This window comes from Bradyrhizobium sp. 87, from assembly GCF_023073015.1.
Lineage (GTDB): Bacteria > Pseudomonadota > Alphaproteobacteria > Rhizobiales > Xanthobacteraceae > Bradyrhizobium > Bradyrhizobium canariense_D.
In genome coordinates this window covers 21,763-42,075 of sequence record NZ_JADPIQ010000011.1, presented here as the reverse complement: position 1 = coordinate 42,075, position 20,313 = coordinate 21,763, and the positions used below count along the sequence as shown (strand labels likewise).

Here is a 20,313-nt window from a genome sequence, read left to right as displayed (position 1 = left end):
GCTGACGGAGTGGACGGTGTTGTGAATGATTGTTCTGATCGGTCCGGTACTGTTCATCCTCCTCATCCTGTTCGCTATTCGACAGCAGATGCGCGGCCTTGCGGGGTGGAAAGCGGCGCTGCTTGTTGTCGCTGGTAGCGGCGTCATCGTTGTGCTGAGTTTCGGATTGCCCATCGTGGGCTTCCGGAATTTCGGATAGGGCAGCCCGCGCCCTGAGCCGAGTGGATGAACCTTGCAGTTCCCCCGGATGTGGCGCCTAATCAGGTATCGCCGGCCAAAGGCTCGTCCGTAGGCGTCGGTGCCTGAGAGATGATTTGTGCTCCCGCCTCAATGGGAGTGCGCCTCATGGCCCCGCCATTCAGCAAGGAAACCCACGAACTTTTGGAGCGGGCGCAGCGAGCGATCGATGAGTCGATCCGGCTTCGCGAAGACAGCCAACGCGCGATCCGCCAAGCCGAAAGCTGGCAGTTCGAGCTTGAACTCCGCTTGAGCCGAGAGCGCACCGCGGCGAGTTGACGGCAGCACTGCTTATCAGCACTTCGGCGACAGCGCCGGCACGTTCGGCCATGGCCAGTTCTTCCAGCTCCCGTCCTCATCAACGCAGGCCGATGGCCCAAGGCCATTCGTCGGAGCACTCGTCGTCTTGAACGGCGTGGCGAGGTGCTGGTCGACATAGCTCGTCGAAACATATCCGGCGACGATGACGCCGAGCAGGACCGAAGACCCCTTGGCCAGATCGCTCAATTTCATCGGTCATCTCCATCCGCTTGCCGGCGCAACTTGCGGGCACAACGACTAGCTGACGTCCTGGGATCCCGACGTGACGGCCGTCACGCGTCCAGAATCAAGATCGCCAGAATCTAAGGTTGCCAAATCATCTTCAGCACCGGACGTCCCGAGGTCGGGTTCACCTCGTCGCCGGCATGCGCGAAGCCTTTGCGCTCGTAGAAGCGGATGGCGCGGCTGTTGTCCTTGTTGACAAGCAGCGTCACGCCCGCCGGTGACAGGCGCTTGGCCTCATCCACCAGCAGCCGCGCCGCGTCCGAGCCCCAGTGCGCGGGATCGACCACGAGCTGGTCGAGATAACCGTCGCCGTCGATGGTGACGAAGCCGGTCAGCGCGCCGTCCTGCTCCGCGACCACGATCGAAGCCTTCGGCACCAGCTCCTTGCGCCAGCGCTCGCGCCACCAGTCCAGGCGGGCCGCGAAGTCGATCTGCGGATAGGCCTGCTGCCAGGTGCGATGCCACAGGTCAATCGAGGCGGCCTCGTCCTCGGGACGGTAACGGCGGAGGTGGAGGGCGCTCACTACCGCTCCGTCAGCTTCAGCTCGATGCGGCGGTTGCGCTTGTAGGCTTCCTCGGTGTTGGCCGTGTCGAGCGGCTGGAATTCGCCGAAGCCGGCGGCGACCAGGCGCTGGGCCGGCACGCCGAGCGAGATCAGGTACTGCACCACGGAGATCGAGCGCGCGGCCGAGAGGTCCCAGTTCGACTTGAAGTTCGGACCGTTGACCGGGCGCACGTCGGTATGGCCGTCGACACGCAGCACCCAGGGGATCTCGTTCGGGATTTTCTTGTCGAGATCGATCAGCGCGGTTGCGAGCGTGTCGAGCTCGGCGCGGCCTTCGGGCAGCAGCACCGCCTGTCCGGTGTCGAAGAACACTTCGGACTGGAATACGAAGCGATCGCCGACGATGCGGATGTCGGGGCGGTTGCCGAGGATGGCGCGCAGGCGGCCGAAGAATTCCGAGCGATAGCGCGACAATTCCTGCACGCGCTGCGCCAGGGCGACATTCAGGCGAGAGCCCAGGTCGGCGATGCGATTTTGCGATTCCTTGTCGCGCTTCTCGCTAACGTCGAGCGCCTCTTCCAGCGCGGCCAATTGCCGCCGCAGCGCGCTGATCTGCTGGTTCAGCACCTCGATCTGCGCCAGCGCCCGGGCCGAAACCGCCTTCTCGGAATCCAGCGCCTTGCCGAGCTCGGAGGACTTGCCTTGCGCATCGTTGCCGGCCGCGGCGAGCCCCTCATAGAGGCCCTTGATGCGGTCGCGCTCGCTCTCGGCCGAAGCGAGGCCGGCTTTCAGTGACGAGACCTGGTCGTCGAGCGTGAGCTTGCCGAGCTTCTCCAGCGACAGTAATTCGTTGAGCTGCGCGATCTTGGCGTTGAGCTGCTCCAGCGCCTTGTCCTTGCCGGTGACCTCCTGCGACAGGAAGAACTGCACGACCAGGAACACCGACAGCAGGAACACGATCGACAGCACCAGCGTCGACAGCGCGTCGACGAAGCCGGGCCAGTAGTTGAAGGAGGTATCGCCGCGGCGACCGCGCGCCAGTGCCATGTCGCTAACCCTTCTCGGGCTGACGCGCGATGCGCTCCAGCAGGCGCCGGATCTCGCGGTTCTGCTCGCCCTGGCCGTCGGCCCATTCGCGGATCATCTGCTGCTCGGTCCGCATATGCGAGACCAGCGCCTGGATGGCTTCGGCGAGGCTCGCCATCGCCGCGGTGGTGCCGCGGCTGCCGCTGCCTTCCTCGAGCACGGAGCGTAAGCGCTCGACGACGGCCTGAAGCTCGCCGCTGGCAATGCCACCGCCAGTGCCGGCAACAGCCACCTCGCCGCTGCCATATTCGCGCACGGTGGTGGCAAGCCAGTCTTCGAGGTCGGTGTAGAAACGGTTCTGCGCCTGGCTCGATTGCAGGTCGAGGAAGCCCAGGATCAGCGAGCCGGCGAGGCCGAACAGCGAGCTCGAGAACGAGATGCCCATGCCGCCGAGCGGGGCGGCCAGCCCCTCCTTCAGCGTGTCGAACAGGGCGCCGGAATCGCCGCCGACCTTGAGCCCGTCGATCACCTTGCCGACCGAGCCGACCGTTTCGATCAGGCCCCAGAAGGTACCGAGCAGGCCGAGGAAGACCAGAAGCCCGGTCATGTAGCGGGAGATGTCGCGGGCCTCGTCGAGGCGGGTCGCGATCGAATCGAGCAGGTGCCGCATGGTGGTCTGGGTGATCGACATCCGCCCGGTGCGCTCGCCGCCGAGGATCATCGCCATCGGCGCCAGCAGCTTGGGGTGGCGGGCGGGCGCAAGGCCGGGATCGGCGATGCGGAAATTGTTGACCCAGGAGACTTCGGGATACAGCCGGATCACCTGGCGGAAGGCCAGGATGATGCCGATGAACAGCACGCCGCCGATCAGGGCATTGAGGCCGGGATTGGCGAAGAAGGCCTGGATGATCTGCTTATAGAGCACCACGCCCACCAGGGTGCAGAGCACCAGGAAGACCAGCATCCGCACCAGGAAGACGCTGGGCGAGGATAGCTTGGTGTATTCGATGTCGAGGGAGGAGCGGGGCGAGGCGCCTGGCGGCATGGCCGGTATCATCCGTTAACTTGCTTGCGGCGCGCACTATGGCACAGCGCCAGCCCAAAAAAAGCGCCGGATGCGCCGATTTCGGGGAGAGCTGGGGAACCCAAGGCTGAAACCGGCTTTGGTAAGGACGTACTTTGCAAATCGTCGGCATTCCACAGGTTCAAGTCGCACTTTTCCCCTGGCGCCAAAACCCGCCGCCCAAGACGGAGTCGTCGCATGAGCGTCGTGTCCGCGATCATCGGGACTGCCGAACGGGTGCCGTTGCCTGATGTCGTGATCCGCGCGGCGATCCAGCGCCTGTGCTCGCGCACGGTGACGCGCCTGTCCGCGCTGGGCGGGGCGGACGATGCCGCCTTCGCCGGGCGGATGATGCTGCGGCCGATCGCCGAGGACGCGGATGCCGAGCACGACGAGGTGCCCGCTTCGTTCTTTGCGAAGGTGCTCGGCCCCAACCGCAAATACTCCTGCTGCTTCTACAAGACCGACGCGACCACCTTGCGGGAGGCCGAGGAGGAGGCGCTGCGTCAGACCGCCGAGCATGCCGCTCTCGCCGATGGTCAGACCATCCTCGAACTCGGCTGCGGCTGGGGCTCGCTGTCGCTGTGGATGGCGCGGCAGTTTCCGCACGCCAAGGTGACGGCGGTGTCGAGCTCGCAGGCGCAGCGCGCCCATATCGAGGAAGAGGCGCGGCTGCGCGGTCTTCTTAATCTGCGGGTGGTCTGCGCGGACATCAACGTGTTCGCGCCCGACGGGCAATTCGACCGCATCGTGTCGGTCGAAATGTTCGAGCATGTGATGAACTGGCGCAAGCTGATGACGCGCTTGCGATCATGGCTCGCGCCGGAGGGGCGGTTCTTCATGCACATCGTCGCCCATCGCTCCGGCTCTCACCTGTTCGACCGGGCCGATCGCGACGACTGGATCGCGCAGCGCGTCTCCACGGGCGGGCTGATGCCGAGCCATCACCTCGTCAGGCAATTCGACGATATTTTCACAGTCGAGAAGGAATGGTGCTGGAGCGGCACGCACTATCAGCGCACCGCCAACGACTGGCTCGCCAATTTCGACGCGCATCGCTGTTTCATCGAAGCGGCCTTGCGCAACATCCATGGCGAGGAGACCGCCCAGCGAATGCGACGCTGGCGCTGGTTCTTTCTCGCGACCTCGGGCCTGTTCGGCTATGCCGACGGAACCGAGTGGGGCGTCAGCCACTACCGCATGAAGGCGGCGGGGTAATTGCGGTCTTCTGACGCAGCACGCGGTGATGGAACCGGACTCACAATCGGGTGAGACGCGAAAAACGCCGTGAACTCAGCACCCTAGGCCGTGTGACATTGGGCCGCCCGCAAGGTGCGTTGCGTCGCAGCACGTCCGCTCTATTTTGACCGCATCAGCCGCGTGCCATGGCCCAGAACGGGCCTCGCGCCGAGCGGGATCGGTTTCAACAATATCGGGGCACCCCATTTCATGTCAGGACTTCGCGCGCGATCGGCATGCGTTGCAATGATGCTCGCGGCCTTTACGCCGCTGTTGGCGGGCTGCGACGAATCCAGCTCCGCCATTTCAGCCGCCCAGCCCAACGACCCCGACGTCAGCATCGTCATCGTCAAGCCGCAGCCGCGTGCCGTGGTGCGCGAGCTGCCGGGCCGCATTGCGCCGACGCGCGTCTCCGACGTGCGGCCGCGCGTGTCCGGCATCGTGGTCGAGCGCCTGTTCCGGCAGGGCAGCGAGGTGAAGGCCGGCGATCCACTGTATCGGATCGATCCGCGTCCGTTCGAGGTCGAGGTGATGGCCAACGAGGCTGCGGTCGCCAAGGCCGAGGCCGCGTTGATGCAGTCCCAGCAGCAGGCGCGCCGCATCGCCACGCTCACCAGCCAGCGCGCCGCGCCCGAAGCCGAGAACGAGAAGGCGATCGCGGCCGAGCGCCAGGCCCATGCCGAGGTCGAGGGCCGCAAGGCCGATCTCGCGCGCGCAAAGCTCAATCTCGACTATGCCACCGTACGCGCGCCGATCGACGGCGTCGTCGGTGCCGCCCTGGTCAGCGAGGGCGCGCTCGCGGTCCAGAACGAGACCAATCTGGCCACCATTCAGCAGCTCGATCCGATCTATGCGGATTTCACCCAGTCGGTGAACGAGCTCAACCAGCTCCGCCGCGCCTTCGAGAGCGGTGACCTCGAGCGCATCGCGCCCGACGCCGCCAAGGTGCATCTCGTGCTCGACGACAACACCCTCTACTCGCTCGACGGCAAGTTGCTGTTTTCGGATGCCAAGGTCGACGCCAATACCGGTCAGGTGACCTTGCGTGGTGAGTTCCGCAATCCGAAGCGCGAGCTGCTGCCGGGCATGTATGTCCGCGTCCGCATCGACCAGGGTCTCGATAGCGATGCGATCGCCGTGCCGCAGCAGGCGATTCAGCGCAATGGCGGCGGCGGCAGCGAGGTGTTCGTCGTCAAGGACGACAATCGCATCTCGGTGCAGCCGGTGCGCACCGGTTCGGTGCAGGACGGCATCTGGTTCGTCACCGACGGCCTGAAGGCTGGCGACAAGGTCGTGGTCGAAGGCTTCCAGAAGTTCGCCGCCGGCGACAAGGTCAAGCCGCAATCCTGGTCGGAAGCGGATGCGACCGCCGACAACCGGCACGCCCAGAAGCTGATGCGGTAATAGACCATGGCGAGCTTCTTCATCGACAGGCCGATCTTCGCCTGGGTCGTCGCGCTGTTCATCTGTCTGGTCGGCGCAATTTCGATTCCGCTGTTGCCGATCGCGCAGTACCCGATCATCGCGCCGCCCTCGATCTCGATCTCGACCAGCTATCCCGGTGCCTCGCCCGAGAACCTCTACAACAGCGTCACGCGGCTGATCGAGGAGGAGCTCAACGGCGCCTCCGGCATCCTCAATTTCGAATCGACCAGCGACTCGCTCGGCCAGGTCGAGATCATCGCCAATTTCGTGCCGGGCACCGATACCAGCGCCGCCTCGGTCGAGGTGCAGAACCGCATCAAGCGCGTCGAGGCGCGGCTGCCGCGCGCGGTGATCCAGCAGGGCATTCTGATCGAGGAAGCCTCCAGCGCGGTGCTCCAGATCATCACGCTGAACTCGACCGACGGCAGCCTGGATGAGGTCGGCCTGGGCGACTTCATGATCCGTAACGTGCTGGGCGAGATCCGCCGCATCCCCGGCGTCGGCCGCGCCACGCTGTATTCGACGGAACGTAGCCTGCGCGTCTGGGTCGACCCGGCAAAGCTGGTCGGCTATGGCCTGACCGCCGACGACGTCAACAAGGCCATTGCCGCGCAGAACGCGCAGGTCGCTTCGGGCAGCATCGGCGCCGAGCCGTCGACCTCGACCCAGCGCACCTCCGCGCTGGTGCTGGTCAAGGGCCAGCTCTCGTCCCCGGATGAATTCGGTACCATCATCCTGCGCGCCAATGCCGACGGGTCGACCGTGCGGCTGCGCGATGTCGCGCGGATCGAGGTCGGCGGCCTCAGCTACCAGTTCAACACCCGTCTCGATGGCAAGCCGACCGCCGGTCTTTCCGTGCTGATGTCGCCGACCGGCAATGCGCTGGCGACCGCGAGCGCCGTCGAAGAGAAGATGAAGGAGCTGTCTCGCTTCTTCCCGGCCAATATCGGCTACGAGATTCCATACAACATCACGCCCGTGGTCGAGGCCTCGATCAAGAAGGTGTTGTCGACGCTGGTCGAAGCCATCGTGCTGGTGTTCGTGGTGATGTTCCTGTTCCTGCAGAACATCCGCTACACCATCATTCCGACCATCGTGGTGCCGGTGGCGCTGCTGGGCGCCTGTACCACGCTGCTGCTCGCCGGCTATTCCATCAACATGCTCTCGATGTTCGGCATGGTGCTCGCCGTCGGCATCCTCGTCGACGATGCCATCGTCGTAGTCGAGAACGTCGAGCGCATCATGGCCGAGGAGGGGCTGCCGCCCAAGGAAGCGACGCGGAAAGCGATGTCGCAGATCACCGGCGCCATCATCGGCATCACGCTGGTCTTGATGGCCGTGTTCGTGCCGATGGCGTTCTTCCCGGGCTCGGTCGGCATCATCTACCGCCAGTTCTCCGTGACCATGGTCGCCGCGATCGGCTTCTCGGCCTTCCTCGCGCTGTCGCTGACGCCGGCACTGTGTGCGACGCTGCTCAAGCCCGTCGCGGCCGGTCATGGCCATGCCAAGAAGGGCGTGTTCGGCTGGTTCAACCGCATGCTCGACGGCAGCAAGGAGGGATATTCCCGCACCGTCGGCTTCTCGCTGAAGCGCACCGGCCGCTTGATGCTGGTCTATGTCGCGCTGCTCGCCGGCCTGTCCTGGGCCTTCGTCAATCTGCCCGGCGGCTTCCTGCCCGTCGACGACCAGGGCTTCGTCACCACCGACGTGCAGACGCCGTCGGACTCGTCCTACGGCCGAACCGAGGCGGTGATCGAGAAAGTGGAAAAATACCTGGCGCAGCGTCCGGGCGTCGACAACGTCACCTTCCTCACCGGCTTCAGCTTCTCCGGCCAGGGCATGAACACCGCGCAGGCCTTCATCACCCTGAAGGACTGGTCGGAACGCGGGCCGAAGGATTCTGCGGCCGCGATCGTCGCCGACATCAACCGCGATTTGTCGTCGTCGATCCGCGACGCAAAAATCTCCGCGCTGCAGCCGCCGCCAATCGACAATCTCGGCAACTCCTCGGGCTTCTCGTTCCGTCTCCAGGACCGCGGCCAGAAGGGTTATCCGGCCTTGATGCGCGCCGCCGATCAGTTGATCGCGGAGGCCAATGCGAGCGCTGTGCTGCAGAAGGTCTATGTCGAGGGCCTGCCCGAGGCCGGCGTGGTCAATCTCGTGATCGACCGCGAAAAGGCGGGCGCCTTCGGCGTCACCTTCGAGGACATCAACAATACGATCTCGACCAATCTCGGCTCGAACTACATCAACGACTTCCCGAACCGCGGCCGCATGCAGCGTGTCGTGGTGCAGGCCGATGCCCGCGACCGCATGCGGACCGAGGACATCCTCAACTACAACGTCAAGAACAGCCGCGGCCAGCTCGTGCCGTTCTCGTCCTTTACCACCGTGGAATGGGCGCGCGGACCGACGCAGATCGCCGGCTTCAATTATTATCCGGCGGTGCGCATCTCGGGCGAGGCGAAACCCGGCTTCACCTCGGGCGATGCCATCGCGGAGATGGAACGGCTTGCCGGCAAGCTGCCGCGCGGCTTCGGCTATGAATGGACCGGGCAGTCGCTCCAGGAGAAGCTGTCGGGCTCGCAGGCGCCGTTCCTGCTCGGGCTCTCGGTATTCGTGGTGTTCCTGTGTCTGGCCGCGCTTTACGAGAGCTGGACCATTCCGCTCGCGGTGCTGCTCACCGTGCCGCTCGGCATCGTCGGCGCGGTGGTCGCGGCGATGCTGCGCGGCCTGCCCAACGACGTCTATTTCACCGTCGGCCTGATCACCATCATTGGCCTTGCGGCCAAGGACGCGATCCTGATCATCGAGTTCGCCAAGGATCTGCGGAAAGAAGGCAAGCCGCTGGTGGACGCCACCATCGAGGCCTGCCGCCTGCGCTTCCGCCCGATCCTGATGACCGGCCTTGCCTTCATCTGCGGCGTGCTGCCGATGGCCATCGCCCATGGCGCCGGCGGCGCCAGCCAGCAGGCGCTCGGCAGTGTCGTGATGGGCGGCATGATCGCGGTAGTGATCCTGGCGCTGCTGATGGTGCCGGTGTTCTTCGTCTCGGTGCAGCGCGTGCTGGGCGGGGATCGGGAGAAGGCGGCGAAGCAGGGCGAGATGTACGGGCCGCCGGCGCCGGCCGAGCTGTAAGGTGAGGTGTCATGCCCCGCGCAGGCGGGGCATGCCGTACCCCGCGGCCTTTCCGTATCCGAGCGGCGTCTCTGGAATACTGGATCATCCGCCTTCGCGGATGATGACCGTCGGGTTTGCGCTGGTGAGAGTCGGCCATTGAACGCCGGATCGGTCGGCTTGATTTCTCGGAGGCCTCAATCCAGACTGCACCCCTGGATTGAAACATCGTATTCGCACCTTACTGCGAATGCGGAGATAGCCCGCCGATTGAGAGCATGTGATGCGTCCGACCGACATTGCGATCTCGAACTATCGCTCCATTCGGCGGCTCTCCATACCCATCCATCCCCTGTCGGTGTTCGTCGGCGAAAATGGAGTCGGCAAGTCCAATCTCTACAAGTCCTTGTCGCTGTTGCGCGACGCGGCGACCGGTCAGATCACCCGCACGATCGCCGATGAAGGCGGTTTGAATTCGGTCTGCTGGTCCGGCATACGCAAGCGAGGCGAAGACGGGCGGCTGCGGCTGTCGGCGACATTCGACGGCATGAGATATTCCATCGAGCTCGGATTTCCCAGCCCGCTTCAGGCGGCATTTTCCGGCGAGCCGATGATCAAGGCCGAAACGATCGAAACGACGCGCGGCAAACGCACGGTCAAGCTGATGGAGCGGATCAATTCGCTCATCAGCGTCCGCGGCGAGAGTGGCGCCTGGAACGCTCACAAGGATGCGGTGCTGCCGTCAGAGACCGCGCTTGCGGCTTTTTCCGATGGCAAGCAATGCCCGGAAATCGACCTGATCAGAAATGCAATGCTGGGCTGGCGATTCTATCATGACTTTCGCACTGATCCGGCGTCACCGATACGAAAGCCTTGTCTGGCGATCGCAACGCCCTCGCTCAGCGCCGATGGCATCGATCTGGCTGCCACCCTGGCGACCCTCTATGTCATTCGGGAAGACGCCGACGACCTGCAGGACGCGATCCAGGATGCATTCCCGGGTGCCGAACTCCGCGCATGGGAAGAAAATGGCAGGTGTGAATTCGATCTGCAATTGCCGGATATGCCGCGGCCGTTCAGGGCTCATGAACTATCCGACGGGACGCTGAAATACATCTGCCTGCTCGCGGTATTCATGGGCTATCGGCTGCCGCCGTTCATTGCGCTGAACGAACCCGAGACCAGCCTGCATCCGTCGCTGCTTGCGCCGCTGGCCCGGCTCATCGCCAAGGCATCGCGCCGCGCCGACATCTGGATTGTCACCCATTCGGAACAGTTGATGGACGCACTGCGAAGCGAGAGTTCGGTCCCGCTCCGCCGGGTGATCAAGTCGAAAGGCGCCACGGCGATCGAGGGCCTGACCATCGGCGGTGAATATCGCGACGACGAAGCCGACGAGGACGATGAGGACGACGATTCCTAACCGTCGTCGATCGAGCCGTCGTGCTGCTGCGGCCTACTTCCGCAAGATCTTCACCAATTCCCCGTGCACGTATTCATTCCCGCACACGACATTGCCTGTCACCAGCGCGTCGCCCGGCGTATCGATGTCGGTGATCGTTCCGCCCGCCTCGCGCAGCATGATCAGACCCGCCGCGATGTCCCAGGATTGCAAATTGCGCTCCCAGTAGCCGTCGAGGCGGCCGGCGGCGACGAAGGCCAAGTCGAGCGAGGCGGCGCCGAAGCGGCGCAGGCCGGCGACGCGCTCCTGCATCGCGGTCATCTCGCGACGGAATTCCTCGTGGTCGCCGCGGCCGATATGAGGCAGGCCGCAGGCCACCACGCATTCGTTGAGCTGACGGCGGCCGGCCACGCGCAGCCGCTGGTCGTTGAGGAAGGCGCCCTTGCCGCGCTCGGCGATGTAGAGCTCGTCATTGGCGGGATTGTAGATCACGCCGGCGATGATCGTGCCCTCGCGCGAAAGCCCGATCGAGATCGCGAATTGCGGGATGCCGTGCAGGAAGTTGGTGGTGCCGTCGAGCGGATCGACGATCCAGGTGTGGCTCTTGTCGGAGCCCTCGCGCGTTCCGCCTTCCTCGCCGATGAAGCCGTAGCCGGGCCGCGCCTTGGCGAGGTCCTGGTAGAGGATCTCCTCGGCGCGCTTGTCGGCCAGCGAGACGAAATTCGCCGGTCCCTTCAGCGAGACCTGGAGATGCTCGATCTCGCCGAGATCGCGCTTGAGGCTGCGGCCGGCGCGGCGCGCGGCCTTGACCATGACGTTGATAGTTGCGGAATATAGCATGAGCTTCCGGTCTTGATCGGGGGAAATGGCGCGAAATCGCGCCTGTTTGAGGGATGGGGTGCCCTGCGGGGGCCTCAACGTCAAGTCATTTGGCCCCGAGCCATTTCCTGGCGGCGGCCTCGGCCTTGGCCCGGTCCTCGGCCGGCAAATCGGACAATTGCTTGTCCAGCTCCGGATCGCCCTTGCCGGAGGTCTTGGCCACCAGATGCCACTTGAAGCCTTCGACCTTGTCCACGGCCGTGCCCATGCCGTTGATCAGCACCCAGGCCAGCCGGTTCTGCGCGATCGCGCTGCCCTGGCGGGACGCCTTGCGGAGCAGGGCGACGGCCGCCGGCTGGTTCTTCGGCGTGCCGGTGCCGTTGAACAGCGCGATGGCGTATTCGACCTCGGCATCGACATTGTCGGTCAGCGTGGCGACCTGGAGCAGACGCACCGCCCGTTCCAAATCCTTCGGCACGCCAGTGCCTTCCTTGTAGAAGGTCGCGAGCGCGTATTGCGCCTCGGGCAGGCCGGCATCAGCCGCCTGGCGCAGCAGCTCGGCGGAGCGCTTGACGTCCTGCGGCAGGGTCTGGCCGTCGAGATAGAGCAGCGCGAGATTATAGGCCGCCTTGGGTTCGCCGAGCTTGGCGGCGGACGCCATCAGCTTGACCGCCTCATTTTTGTCGACCGGGCCGCCGCGGCCGGTCATCCTCAGCATGGCGAGCGCGAACATCGCCTCGCGGTCTCCGGCGTCGGAGGCGCGCTTGTACCATTGCAGCGCCTTGGTGTAGTCGCGTCGGATGCCCATGGCGTTGGAATAGAGCTCACCCAGCATGGTCATCGCTTTGGCATCGCCGGTTTCGGCACGGGCCGTGGCGAGTTCGAAGGCGGTCTTGTACTGGCCGCGCTGATAGGCGCCGTACACCAGATCGACGTTGGGGTTGTCGGTCGGCGGCGCCGGAATCACGGTCGCGGCCGGAGCAGGCTTTGGGGAAGCGGAAGGTTTCGGGGAGGCTGAAGGTTTGGGTGCCGGCGGCGCTTCCTTCTTCTTGGTGATGGTGTGCGGCGTGGCCTTCGGCTTGTCTTTGGTTTTCTCGGCCGAAGCGCCCGGCGTTGCCACCGGCGGCGTGATCTGGAGCTGCGCGGCCGCGGGCGCCGTCAGCAGCAGCGTGGCCAGCATGATGATGCGCGGGAGCTTCATGTCGGGCGCTAGCCGTGCTCCTGGTCTGCAAGCGCAGTCGCATGAGCCTTCTTGATCGCAGCGTCGGCCTCGATCAGCGCAGCCTTGGGTCCGCGCGGATCGGCCCAGATGAAGTCGCCCACCAGCACGAAATCGGCGCCGCTGGCGGCGAATTCGTGGGCCTCCTCCAGCGAGATGGCAAAGCCGACGCAGGGCGGTTCGAACAGCTCGGCCCACCAGTCCAGCCGCTCAGCGATCGCTTGCGACGACGGCCGCTGGCCCTTTGCGTCGGGTTCGCCGAACAGCACGTAATCCGCGCCAATCTCGCCCGCATCCATCGAATGGTGCCGCGTCGTCAGCCCGCCAACGCCCGCGATGCGATCGGGCTTCAGCGATGGCAGCGCCTCTTTCAGCGCGGCGATGCCGGGCAGATGCGCGCCGTCGGCGCCGCCGCGTGCGACGAGCTCAGGATGGCCATCGACAAGCAGCGCCGCGCCCGCTTTCTGAGCCGGCGGCGCCAAGGCCTTGATCCGCGAGATCATGGTGCGCTGATCGGTCTGCTTCAGCCGCAGCAGCACGGCCGCGACATCGGCGGCGGCGAGCAGGCCGGGCAGCTCGGCCAGGAGCGAAGCGGGATCGTCGACGACAGGCGTCGCGAGATAAAGGCGCGGCGCCGGGCGCGGCGGAGGAGATTTGTTCGACAAGATCTAGGCCGCTTTCTGTTCCAGGCTGCTTTGCCATTCGCCTTTGCAGGCGAGGCCATTCATGCGCGCGCGGTGACTGAATGCGCTTTGTCCGGCCGCGACGTTCTCGGCCTTGCCTGACCAGGCCTTCTGCGGCGCGGCCTGGAGTGCGCGACCATAGGAGAAGGTCAGGCCCCAGGGCAGCGGGCCGAGCTTGTGCATGGCGTTGAGATGCGCCGTTGCCTCTTCATCCGATTGGCCGCCGGAGAGGAAGGCGATGCCGGGCACCGCCGCGGGCACGCACGCCTTGAGCAGCCGTATCGTCTTCTCCGCGACCTCCTCGACGCAAGCCTGCTTCGCGCACTTCTTGCCGGAGATGGCCATGTTCGGCTTCAGCACCATGCCCTCGAGCGCGACGCGCTGCACGCGCAATTCCTGAAACGTCTTGTTGAGCACACGGCTCGTCACCTCATAGCAGCGATCGATGTCGTGATCGCCGTCCATCAACACTTCGGGTTCGACGATCGGCACGATCTGCGCGGCCTGGCACAGCGCTGCGTAGCGCGCCAGCGCGTGGGCGTTGACGCTGATCGCAGTCATGGAAGGGATGCCACTGCCGATGTCGATCACCGCGCGCCATTTGGCGAAGCGTGCGCCGCGCTCGTGATATTTCTTCAGCCGTTCGGCGAGCTTGTCGAGCCCGACGGTGACGAGCTCGCCCGGACACATCGGCAGGGCTTGGGTGCCTTCGTCGACCTTGATCCCGGGGATGGCGCCGCTGCTCTCGATCAGCTTGACCAGGGGCGTGCCGTCCTTCGCGTTCTGCCAGATCGTCTCGTCATAGAGGATGACGCCGGAGATGTAGCGGCTCATGGCTTCGTTCGAGCGGAACAGCATCTCGCGATAGTCGCGGCGGTTCTCTTCGGTCGATTCCACGCCGATCGCGTCGAAACGCTTCTTGATGGTGCCGGAGGATTCGTCGGCGGCAAGGATGCCCTTGCCGGGCGCGACCAGGGCGGTCGCGATCCTGTTCAGCTCAGTCAGATTCATCGAGATGTCCTCCCAAAACGATTCTGCCCTTGCCGGTGAAAATAGACCGTTCTCGGGCAAATGCCGAGTTAACGTTCGTCGCAGGGTAAGGGCTGGGGCAGCGTTGGGCCGGCCGGGCGACTCTTCACCTCGCCCCGCTTCGGGGAGAGGTCGGATCGCCCTTGCGATCCGGGTGAGGGGGGTACAGGTCCCGCAGTCATCTCATCTGCCGAGAGAGCCCCTCACCCCAACCCTCTCCCCGCGAAGGGCGGGGAGAGGGGAAGGATAGAGCAGCTTACGCCACCTTCGGGGCGAGCTCGCCCTTGGCGTAGCGCTTGGCCATCTCGGCCGTGGTCAGCACCTTCTTGATCTTGGAGGCTTGGCCCGCGGTATTGAATTCCTGGAGCCGCTGCTTGCACAGCCTGGTCATCGCTTCCATCGCGGGCTTCAGGTACTTGCGCGGATCGAACTCTTCGGGATTGTCCTTGAGCACTTTCCGGATCTGGCCGGTCATCGCCATGCGGTTGTCGGTGTCGATGTTGATCTTGCGCACGCCGTTCTTGATGCCGCGCTGGATCTCGGCAACAGGCACGCCCCAGGTCGGCTTCATCTTGCCGCCATAGGCGTTGATGATGTCCTGGAGGTCCTGCGGCACCGAGGAGGAGCCGTGCATGACGAGATGCATGTTCGGCAGCTTGCGGTGGATCTCCTCGATCACGTTCATGGCGAGGATGTCGCCGTCGGGTTTGCGGGTGAATTTGTAGGCACCGTGAGACGTCCCCATCGCGATCGCGAGCGCGTCGACCTGGGTCTCCTGGACGAACTTCACGGCTTCATCCGGATTGGTCAGGAGTTGGTCGTGGCTGAGCTTGCCCTCGGCGCCGTGGCCGTCTTCCTTGTCGCCCATGCCGGTCTCGAGCGAGCCGAGCACGCCAAGCTCGCCCTCGACCGAGATGCCGCCGAGATGGGCCATGTCGGTTACGGTCTTGGTGACGCCGACATTGTAGCCCCAGTCACCGGGGGTCTTGCCGTCGGCCTTGAGCGAGCCGTCCATCATCACCGAGGTGAAGCCGGCCTGGATCGCGGTCATGCAGGTGGCCGGCTCGTTGCCGTGGTCGAGATGCACGCAGACCGGGATGTGCGGGTAGATCTCGGTCACCGCGTCCATCATGTGCTTGAGCATGACGTCGTTGGCGTAGGAGCGCGCACCGCGCGAGGCCTGGATGATGACGGGCGCGTCGACCTGGTTGGCCGCGTCCATGATCGCCAGCGCCTGCTCCATGTTGTTGATGTTGAAGGCCGGGACGCCGTAATCGTTCTCCGCCGCATGGTCGAGCAATTGACGCAACGTGATCCGAGCCATCTGTGTTTTTCTCCCGTTTGGGCCTGCAAGGCCACTGCTTGAAGGCGGCTGACGACTTGCCGACCGATTACTTGGTGCGCAGAACTTCGACGCCGGGCAGGGGCTTGCCTTCCATCCATTCAAGAAATGCGCCACCGGCGGTCGAGACATAGGTGAACTGACCGGCCACATGGGCCTGGTTGAGAGCCGCGACGGTGTCGCCGCCGCCCGCGATCGAGATCAGCTTCTTGGCCCTGGTGCGCTCGGCGGCATGCTTGGCGGCGGACATCGTGCCGCGGTCGAACGGCTGCATCTCGAAGGCACCGAGCGGTCCGTTCCAGACCAGCGTCGCCGCATCGTCGATCGCGGCATGGACACGTGCGATCGACTGCGGACCGACGTCGAGGATCATGCCGTCGGCCGGGATCGCGTCGAGGCCATAGGCGTGCGACGGCGCGTTGGCCGCGAAATGATAGGCGACGGTAGCGTCGACCGGCAGGATGATGGCGCAGTTGGCGGCTTCGGCCTTTTCCATGATGCGCAACGCGGTCGCGGCGAGATCCTTCTCGGCCAGCGACTTGCCGATGCCGACGCCCTGGGCGTGCAGGAAGGTGTTGGCCATGCCGCCGCCGATCACGAGCGCGTCGACCTTAGTCACGAGGTTTTCGAGCAGGTCGATCTTGGTCGAGACCTTGGCGCCGCCGATGATAGCGATGACAGGCTTGGTCGGTGAGCCCAGCGCCTTCTCCAGCGCGACCAATTCGGCCTGCATGGTGCGGCCGGCATAGGCGGGCAGCTTGTGGCCGAGGCCTTCGGTCGAGGCGTGGGCGCGGTGCGCGGCCGAGAACGCGTCATTGACCCAGATGTCGCCGAGTTTTGCGAGCTCCGCGACAAAGGCCGGATCGTTCTTCTCTTCCTCTTTGTGGAAGCGGGTGTTTTCGAGACAGAGGATGTCACCGTCCTTCAAGCCGGCAACGGCCTTGACCGCGGGCTCGCCGATGCAGTCGTCGGCGAAGGCGACGGGCTTCTTCACCACCTTCGACAGCGCCTCGGCCACGGGCTTGAGCGAGTCCTTGGCATCGCGCCCTTTCGGCCGGCCGAAATGCGCGAGCAGGATGACCTTGCCACCCTTGTCCGAGATTTCGGTGATGGTCGGCGCGACGCGCTCGAGCCGGGTTGCGTCGCTGACGCGGCCGTTCTCCATGGGCACGTTGAGGTCAACGCGCAGCAGCACGCGCTTGCCCTTCACATCGACGTCGTCGAGGGTGCGGAATGATTTCGTCATCGGAGGCCCTTGTCCCGGGCGCACCGCGGCGCGTAGTGCCGCCGTGCAGAACCGGGACCCAAATTGCGGCGAGTCCCGCGGTTAGTTAAACGGGCCCCGGCTCTGCGACGCAGCGCTTCACGCTACGTCGCGTCCGGGACACGAGAGCGGAGTTAGATCACCTTCGACATCGCGACGGCGGTATCCGCCATACGATTCGAGAAGCCCCACTCGTTGTCGTACCAGGACATCACGCGCACCAGCGTGCCGTTCTGCACCTTGGTCTGGTCCATGTGGAATGTCGAGGAGTGCGGGTCGTGGTTGAAGTCGATCGAGACGTTCGGCGCGGTGGTGTAGCCGAGAATGCCCTTGAGCTGCTGCTCGGAGGCACGCTTCATCGCCTCGTTGATTTCCTTCGGATCGGTGGCGCGCTTGGCCACGATCTTGAGATCGACGACCGAGACGTTCGGGGTCGGCACGCGGATCGCGACGCCGTCGAGCTTGCCCTTCAGTTCCGGCAGCACGAGGCCGATCGCCTTGGCGGCGCCGGTCGAGGTCGGGATCATCGACATCGCAGCCGCGCGGCCGCGATAGAGATCCTTGTGCATGGTGTCGAGAGTCGGCTGGTCGCCGGTATAGGCGTGGATCGTGGTCATGAAGCCGGTCTCGATGCCGACGAGGTCGTTCAGCACCTTGGCGATCGGCGCAAGACAGTTGGTGGTGCAGGAGCCGTTGGAGACGACCAGATGTTCCCGGGTCAGCGTGTCGTGGTTGACGCCGTAGACGATGGTGGCGTCGGCGCCGTCGGCGGGCGCAGAAACGAGAACGCGCTTGGCGCCGGCAGTCAGATGCGCGGAGGCCTTGTCCTTCGAGGTGAAGATGCCGGTGCATTCCATCGCGATGTCGATGCCGAGATCTTTCCAGGGCAGCTTCGAGGGATCGCGCTCGGCGGTCACCTTGATCTTGTTGCCACCGAGGCTGATCGTGTCGCCATCGACGGTCACGGTGCCGGGGAAACGGCCATGGACGCTGTCGAAGCGAAGCAGATGGGCGTTGGTCTCGACCGGGCCGAGGTCGTTGATGCCGACGACCTCGATGTCCTTGCGGCCGGACTCAGCGATGGCCCGCAGAATGTTGCGGCCGATGCGGCCAAAACCGTTGATTCCGACGCGGACTGCCATGTTTCGTCTCCTTCAATGACCGTTGTCATCCCGCACAACGCGCTAGCGCGCCTGCGAGGGTTTTTTTAGGGCGGACGCCCGGTTCGGCCGGGCGGGGCTTGATCATATGGGACGTTAGGTAGTCCTTTTTTTCGGTAATCTCAACTCTCAGGAAACGCGTTTCAGAACGGCGTTAACCGCGGCCTCGGCGGTAATGCCAAAGTGCTGGAATACCTTGTTGAGAGGGGCGCTGGCGCCGAAGGAGTGCATGCCGATAAACTCGCCATCCTGGCCGATCACGGCGTCCCAGCCCCAGCGCACGGCGGCCTCGATTGCGACCTTGATGGGGGCATTGCCGATGATCTCGTCGCGGCGCTCCTTTGGTTGCGCTAGCAGGAGCTCGAGCGAGGGAACCGAAACCACCCGGGTCGGAATGCCGCGCTCGGCGAGCTGCTTCTGGGCGGCCACGGCCATCTCCACTTCGGAGCCCGAGGCGAACAGCGTCGCCTTGGCTTCGCCCTGGGCGGCCACCAGCTCGTAGGCACCGAACCGGCAGGGGCTCTCGTTCGGTGCGGTGGTGCGCAGTTGCGGCAGGTTCTGACGGGTCAGCGCCAAGACTGTCGGGCCGTCGATGCGGTTGAGCGCGAGCTCCCAGCACTCGGCAACCTCGATGGAATCGCACGGACGGAACACGCGCATGTTGGGAATGGCGCGAAGTGCTGAGAGATGCTCGACCGGCTGGTGGGTCGGGCCGTCTTCGCCGAGGCCGATGGAATCGTGGGTCATGACATAAACGACCCCGGTCCCCATCAATGCGGCGAGCCGCATCGCGGGCCGCGCATAATCGGTGAACACCAGGAAGGTCGCGCCGTTCGGCGCAAAACCACCGTGCAGGAAGATGCCGTTCATCGCCGCGCACATGCCGTGCTCGCGGATGCCGTAATGGATGAAGCGGCCCTTCGGCGTCTTGGCCGAGAACGCGGTTGCGGACTTCGCCTTGTTGTTGTTGGAGCCGGTGAGGTCGGCCGAGCCCGCCAGAAATTCCATCGGCATCGCGCCGGCAATCACTTCGATCACGGCTTCGGAGGATTTGCGGGTCGCCGCATTCATCGGCTTTTCCAGCAGCTCCTTCTTGTAGGCGCGCACCGCCTTCGCGAGCGCGGCCGGGCGCTCGTGGCGCAGGCGACGCTCGAACTCGGCGCGCTTGCGGCTGCCGAGTTCACCGAGCCTTGCTTCCCATTCCTGTCGTGCCGCCGCGCCGCGGCTGCCGGCCGCGCGCCAGGCCTTGAGCACGTCGTCGGGCACCGAGAACGGCTCCAGCGAAATGCCGAGATTTTCCTTGGCGGCCTTGAGCTCGTCGGCGCCGAGCGCTTCGCCGTGCACCTTGTTGGTGCCGGCCTTATGCGGGGCGCCGAAGCCGATGGTGGTGCGGCAGGCGATCAGCGTCGGCTTGTTTGATTTCTGCGCGCGCGTGATCGCGGCGGCGATTGCGGCCTGGTCGTGGCCGTCGATCTTTTCGGCGGCCCAGCCCGCCGACTTGAACCGCTTCACCTGGTCGACGGAGTCGGAAAGCGAGGTCGGACCGTCGATCGAAATGCCGTTGTCGTCATAGAGCACGATCAGCTTGTTGAGCTTCCAGTGCCCGGCCAACGCGATCGCTTCCTGCGACACGCCTTCCATCAAATCGCCGTCGGAAGCGATCACATAGGTATGGTGATCGACAATCTTCTTGCCGAACTCGGCGGCGAGCATCTTCTCGGCGAGCGCCATGCCGACGGCGGTGGAAATGCCCTGGCCGAGCGGACCGGTGGTGGTCTCGATGCCCTTGGTGTGGCCGTGCTCGGGATGTCCGGGTGTCAGCGATCCCAACTGGCGAAAGTCCTTGAGCTGGTCGATCGTCATCTCTGGGCTGCCGATCAGATACAGCAGCGAATAGATCAGCATCGAGCCGTGCCCGGCCGAGAGCACGAAGCGGTCGCGGTCCGGCCAGTCCAGCGCGGCGACGTCGAATTTCAGGAATTGCGTGAACAGCACGGTCGCCATGTCGGCGGCGCCCATCGGCAGGCCCGGATGACCCGATTTCGCCTTCTCGACGCCGTCCATGGCAAGGCCGCGGATCGCATTGGCCATACGGTTGTGATCGACCTGCGTCATGTCTGAAAATCCGTCTGAAATGAGGCGCTTGTGGCTGGATTTGGCCGCGCCGGAAGGAGCCTTTCGGCCGCTGGGGTCGCGGCTGGGATAGCATCTCGGTTCCGACAGGCCAAGGCAATCAA

General features: G+C 64.8%; 18 protein-coding genes. 6 read left to right on the top strand and 12 right to left on the bottom strand.

The features are described from left to right. Nucleotides 1-25: 25 nt before the first annotated feature. On the top strand, nt 26-199 hold the full coding sequence (locus tag IVB50_RS02420; protein WP_018454619.1) for a hypothetical protein: 174 nt from the start codon (nt 26-28) through the stop codon (nt 197-199). A gap of 146 nt (nt 200-345) precedes the next feature. Then, the gene (locus tag IVB50_RS02415) at nt 346-516 is read left to right on the top strand and encodes a hypothetical protein (protein ID WP_157642917.1); all 171 of its coding nucleotides are present in this window, start codon (nt 346-348) and stop codon (nt 514-516) included. A gap of 15 nt (nt 517-531) precedes the next feature. Here IVB50_RS02415 and IVB50_RS02410 read toward each other — a convergent pair whose 3' ends face one another. The 4 genes from IVB50_RS02410 to IVB50_RS02395 all read right to left on the bottom strand — a co-directional run bounded on the left by IVB50_RS02410 (nt 532) and on the right by IVB50_RS02395 (nt 3,359). After that, the gene (locus IVB50_RS02410) at nt 532-750 is read right to left on the bottom strand and encodes a hypothetical protein (RefSeq protein ID WP_247294144.1); all 219 of its coding nucleotides are present in this window, start codon (nt 748-750) and stop codon (nt 532-534) included. 110 nt (nt 751-860) lie between these two features. Continuing rightward, nucleotides 861-1,307 (bottom strand): GNAT family N-acetyltransferase, encoded by a 447-nt coding sequence (locus IVB50_RS02405; protein ID WP_018454616.1) that lies wholly within the window; start codon nt 1,305-1,307, stop codon nt 861-863. Beyond that, nucleotides 1,307-2,335, bottom strand: coding sequence for a peptidoglycan -binding protein (locus IVB50_RS02400; protein WP_018454615.1), 1,029 nt, complete (start codon nt 2,333-2,335; stop codon nt 1,307-1,309). The genes IVB50_RS02405 and IVB50_RS02400 overlap by 1 nt, the downstream gene beginning before the upstream one ends. Before the next feature lie 4 nt (nt 2,336-2,339). Further along, nucleotides 2,340-3,359, bottom strand: a complete 1,020-nt coding sequence (locus tag IVB50_RS02395) for a flagellar motor protein MotA (RefSeq protein ID WP_018454614.1) — start codon at nt 3,357-3,359, stop codon at nt 2,340-2,342. Between the two features lie 216 nt (nt 3,360-3,575). On the opposite strand from IVB50_RS02395, the gene IVB50_RS02390 reads away from it, so the two are divergent. The 4 genes from IVB50_RS02390 (at nt 3,576) to IVB50_RS02375 (ending at nt 10,581) form a co-directional block, all read left to right on the top strand. Next, complete coding sequence (locus IVB50_RS02390; RefSeq protein WP_247294142.1) at nt 3,576-4,595, top strand: cyclopropane-fatty-acyl-phospholipid synthase family protein; 1,020 nt, start codon at nt 3,576-3,578, stop codon at nt 4,593-4,595. A 231-nt stretch (nt 4,596-4,826) separates the two neighbouring features. Beyond that, entirely contained in the window at nt 4,827-6,020 is a 1,194-nt protein-coding gene (locus tag IVB50_RS02385) for an efflux RND transporter periplasmic adaptor subunit (protein WP_085351844.1), read from the top strand. A gap of 6 nt (nt 6,021-6,026) precedes the next feature. Beyond that, complete coding sequence (locus tag IVB50_RS02380; RefSeq protein WP_018454611.1) at nt 6,027-9,179, top strand: efflux RND transporter permease subunit; 3,153 nt, start codon at nt 6,027-6,029, stop codon at nt 9,177-9,179. A 262-nt stretch (nt 9,180-9,441) separates the two neighbouring features. Further along, entirely contained in the window at nt 9,442-10,581 is a 1,140-nt protein-coding gene (locus IVB50_RS02375) for an AAA family ATPase (RefSeq protein WP_018454610.1), read from the top strand. A 33-nt stretch (nt 10,582-10,614) separates the two neighbouring features. Here IVB50_RS02375 and IVB50_RS02370 read toward each other — a convergent pair whose 3' ends face one another. The 8 genes from IVB50_RS02370 to tkt form a co-directional block, all read right to left on the bottom strand. Then, the gene (locus IVB50_RS02370; protein WP_018454609.1) at nt 10,615-11,400 is read right to left on the bottom strand and encodes an inositol monophosphatase family protein; all 786 of its coding nucleotides are present in this window, start codon (nt 11,398-11,400) and stop codon (nt 10,615-10,617) included. Between the two features lie 85 nt (nt 11,401-11,485). Further along, nucleotides 11,486-12,580 carry a tetratricopeptide repeat protein gene (locus IVB50_RS02365; protein ID WP_018454608.1) on the bottom strand — a complete coding sequence of 365 codons (1,095 nt, stop codon included), beginning with the start codon at nt 12,578-12,580 and terminating at the stop codon, nt 11,486-11,488. Between the two features lie 8 nt (nt 12,581-12,588). Beyond that, on the bottom strand, nt 12,589-13,263 hold the full coding sequence (locus tag IVB50_RS02360; RefSeq protein ID WP_018454607.1) for a thiamine phosphate synthase: 675 nt from the start codon (nt 13,261-13,263) through the stop codon (nt 12,589-12,591). 3 nt (nt 13,264-13,266) lie between these two features. Further along, the gene (locus tag IVB50_RS02355) at nt 13,267-14,292 is read right to left on the bottom strand and encodes a class I fructose-bisphosphate aldolase (protein WP_018454606.1); all 1,026 of its coding nucleotides are present in this window, start codon (nt 14,290-14,292) and stop codon (nt 13,267-13,269) included. A 274-nt stretch (nt 14,293-14,566) separates the two neighbouring features. Beyond that, complete coding sequence (gene fba / locus IVB50_RS02350) at nt 14,567-15,634, bottom strand: class II fructose-bisphosphate aldolase (protein WP_018454605.1); 1,068 nt, start codon at nt 15,632-15,634, stop codon at nt 14,567-14,569. A 67-nt stretch (nt 15,635-15,701) separates the two neighbouring features. After that, nucleotides 15,702-16,898, bottom strand: a complete 1,197-nt coding sequence (locus IVB50_RS02345) for a phosphoglycerate kinase (RefSeq protein ID WP_018454604.1) — start codon at nt 16,896-16,898, stop codon at nt 15,702-15,704. Nucleotides 16,899-17,050: 152 nt separating this feature from the next. Beyond that, nucleotides 17,051-18,058, bottom strand: a complete 1,008-nt coding sequence (gene gap / locus IVB50_RS02340) for a type I glyceraldehyde-3-phosphate dehydrogenase (protein WP_018454603.1) — start codon at nt 18,056-18,058, stop codon at nt 17,051-17,053. A 147-nt stretch (nt 18,059-18,205) separates the two neighbouring features. Further along, nucleotides 18,206-20,191 (bottom strand): transketolase, encoded by a 1,986-nt coding sequence (gene tkt, locus IVB50_RS02335; protein ID WP_018454602.1) that lies wholly within the window; start codon nt 20,189-20,191, stop codon nt 18,206-18,208. Nucleotides 20,192-20,313: the final 122 nt, after the last annotated feature.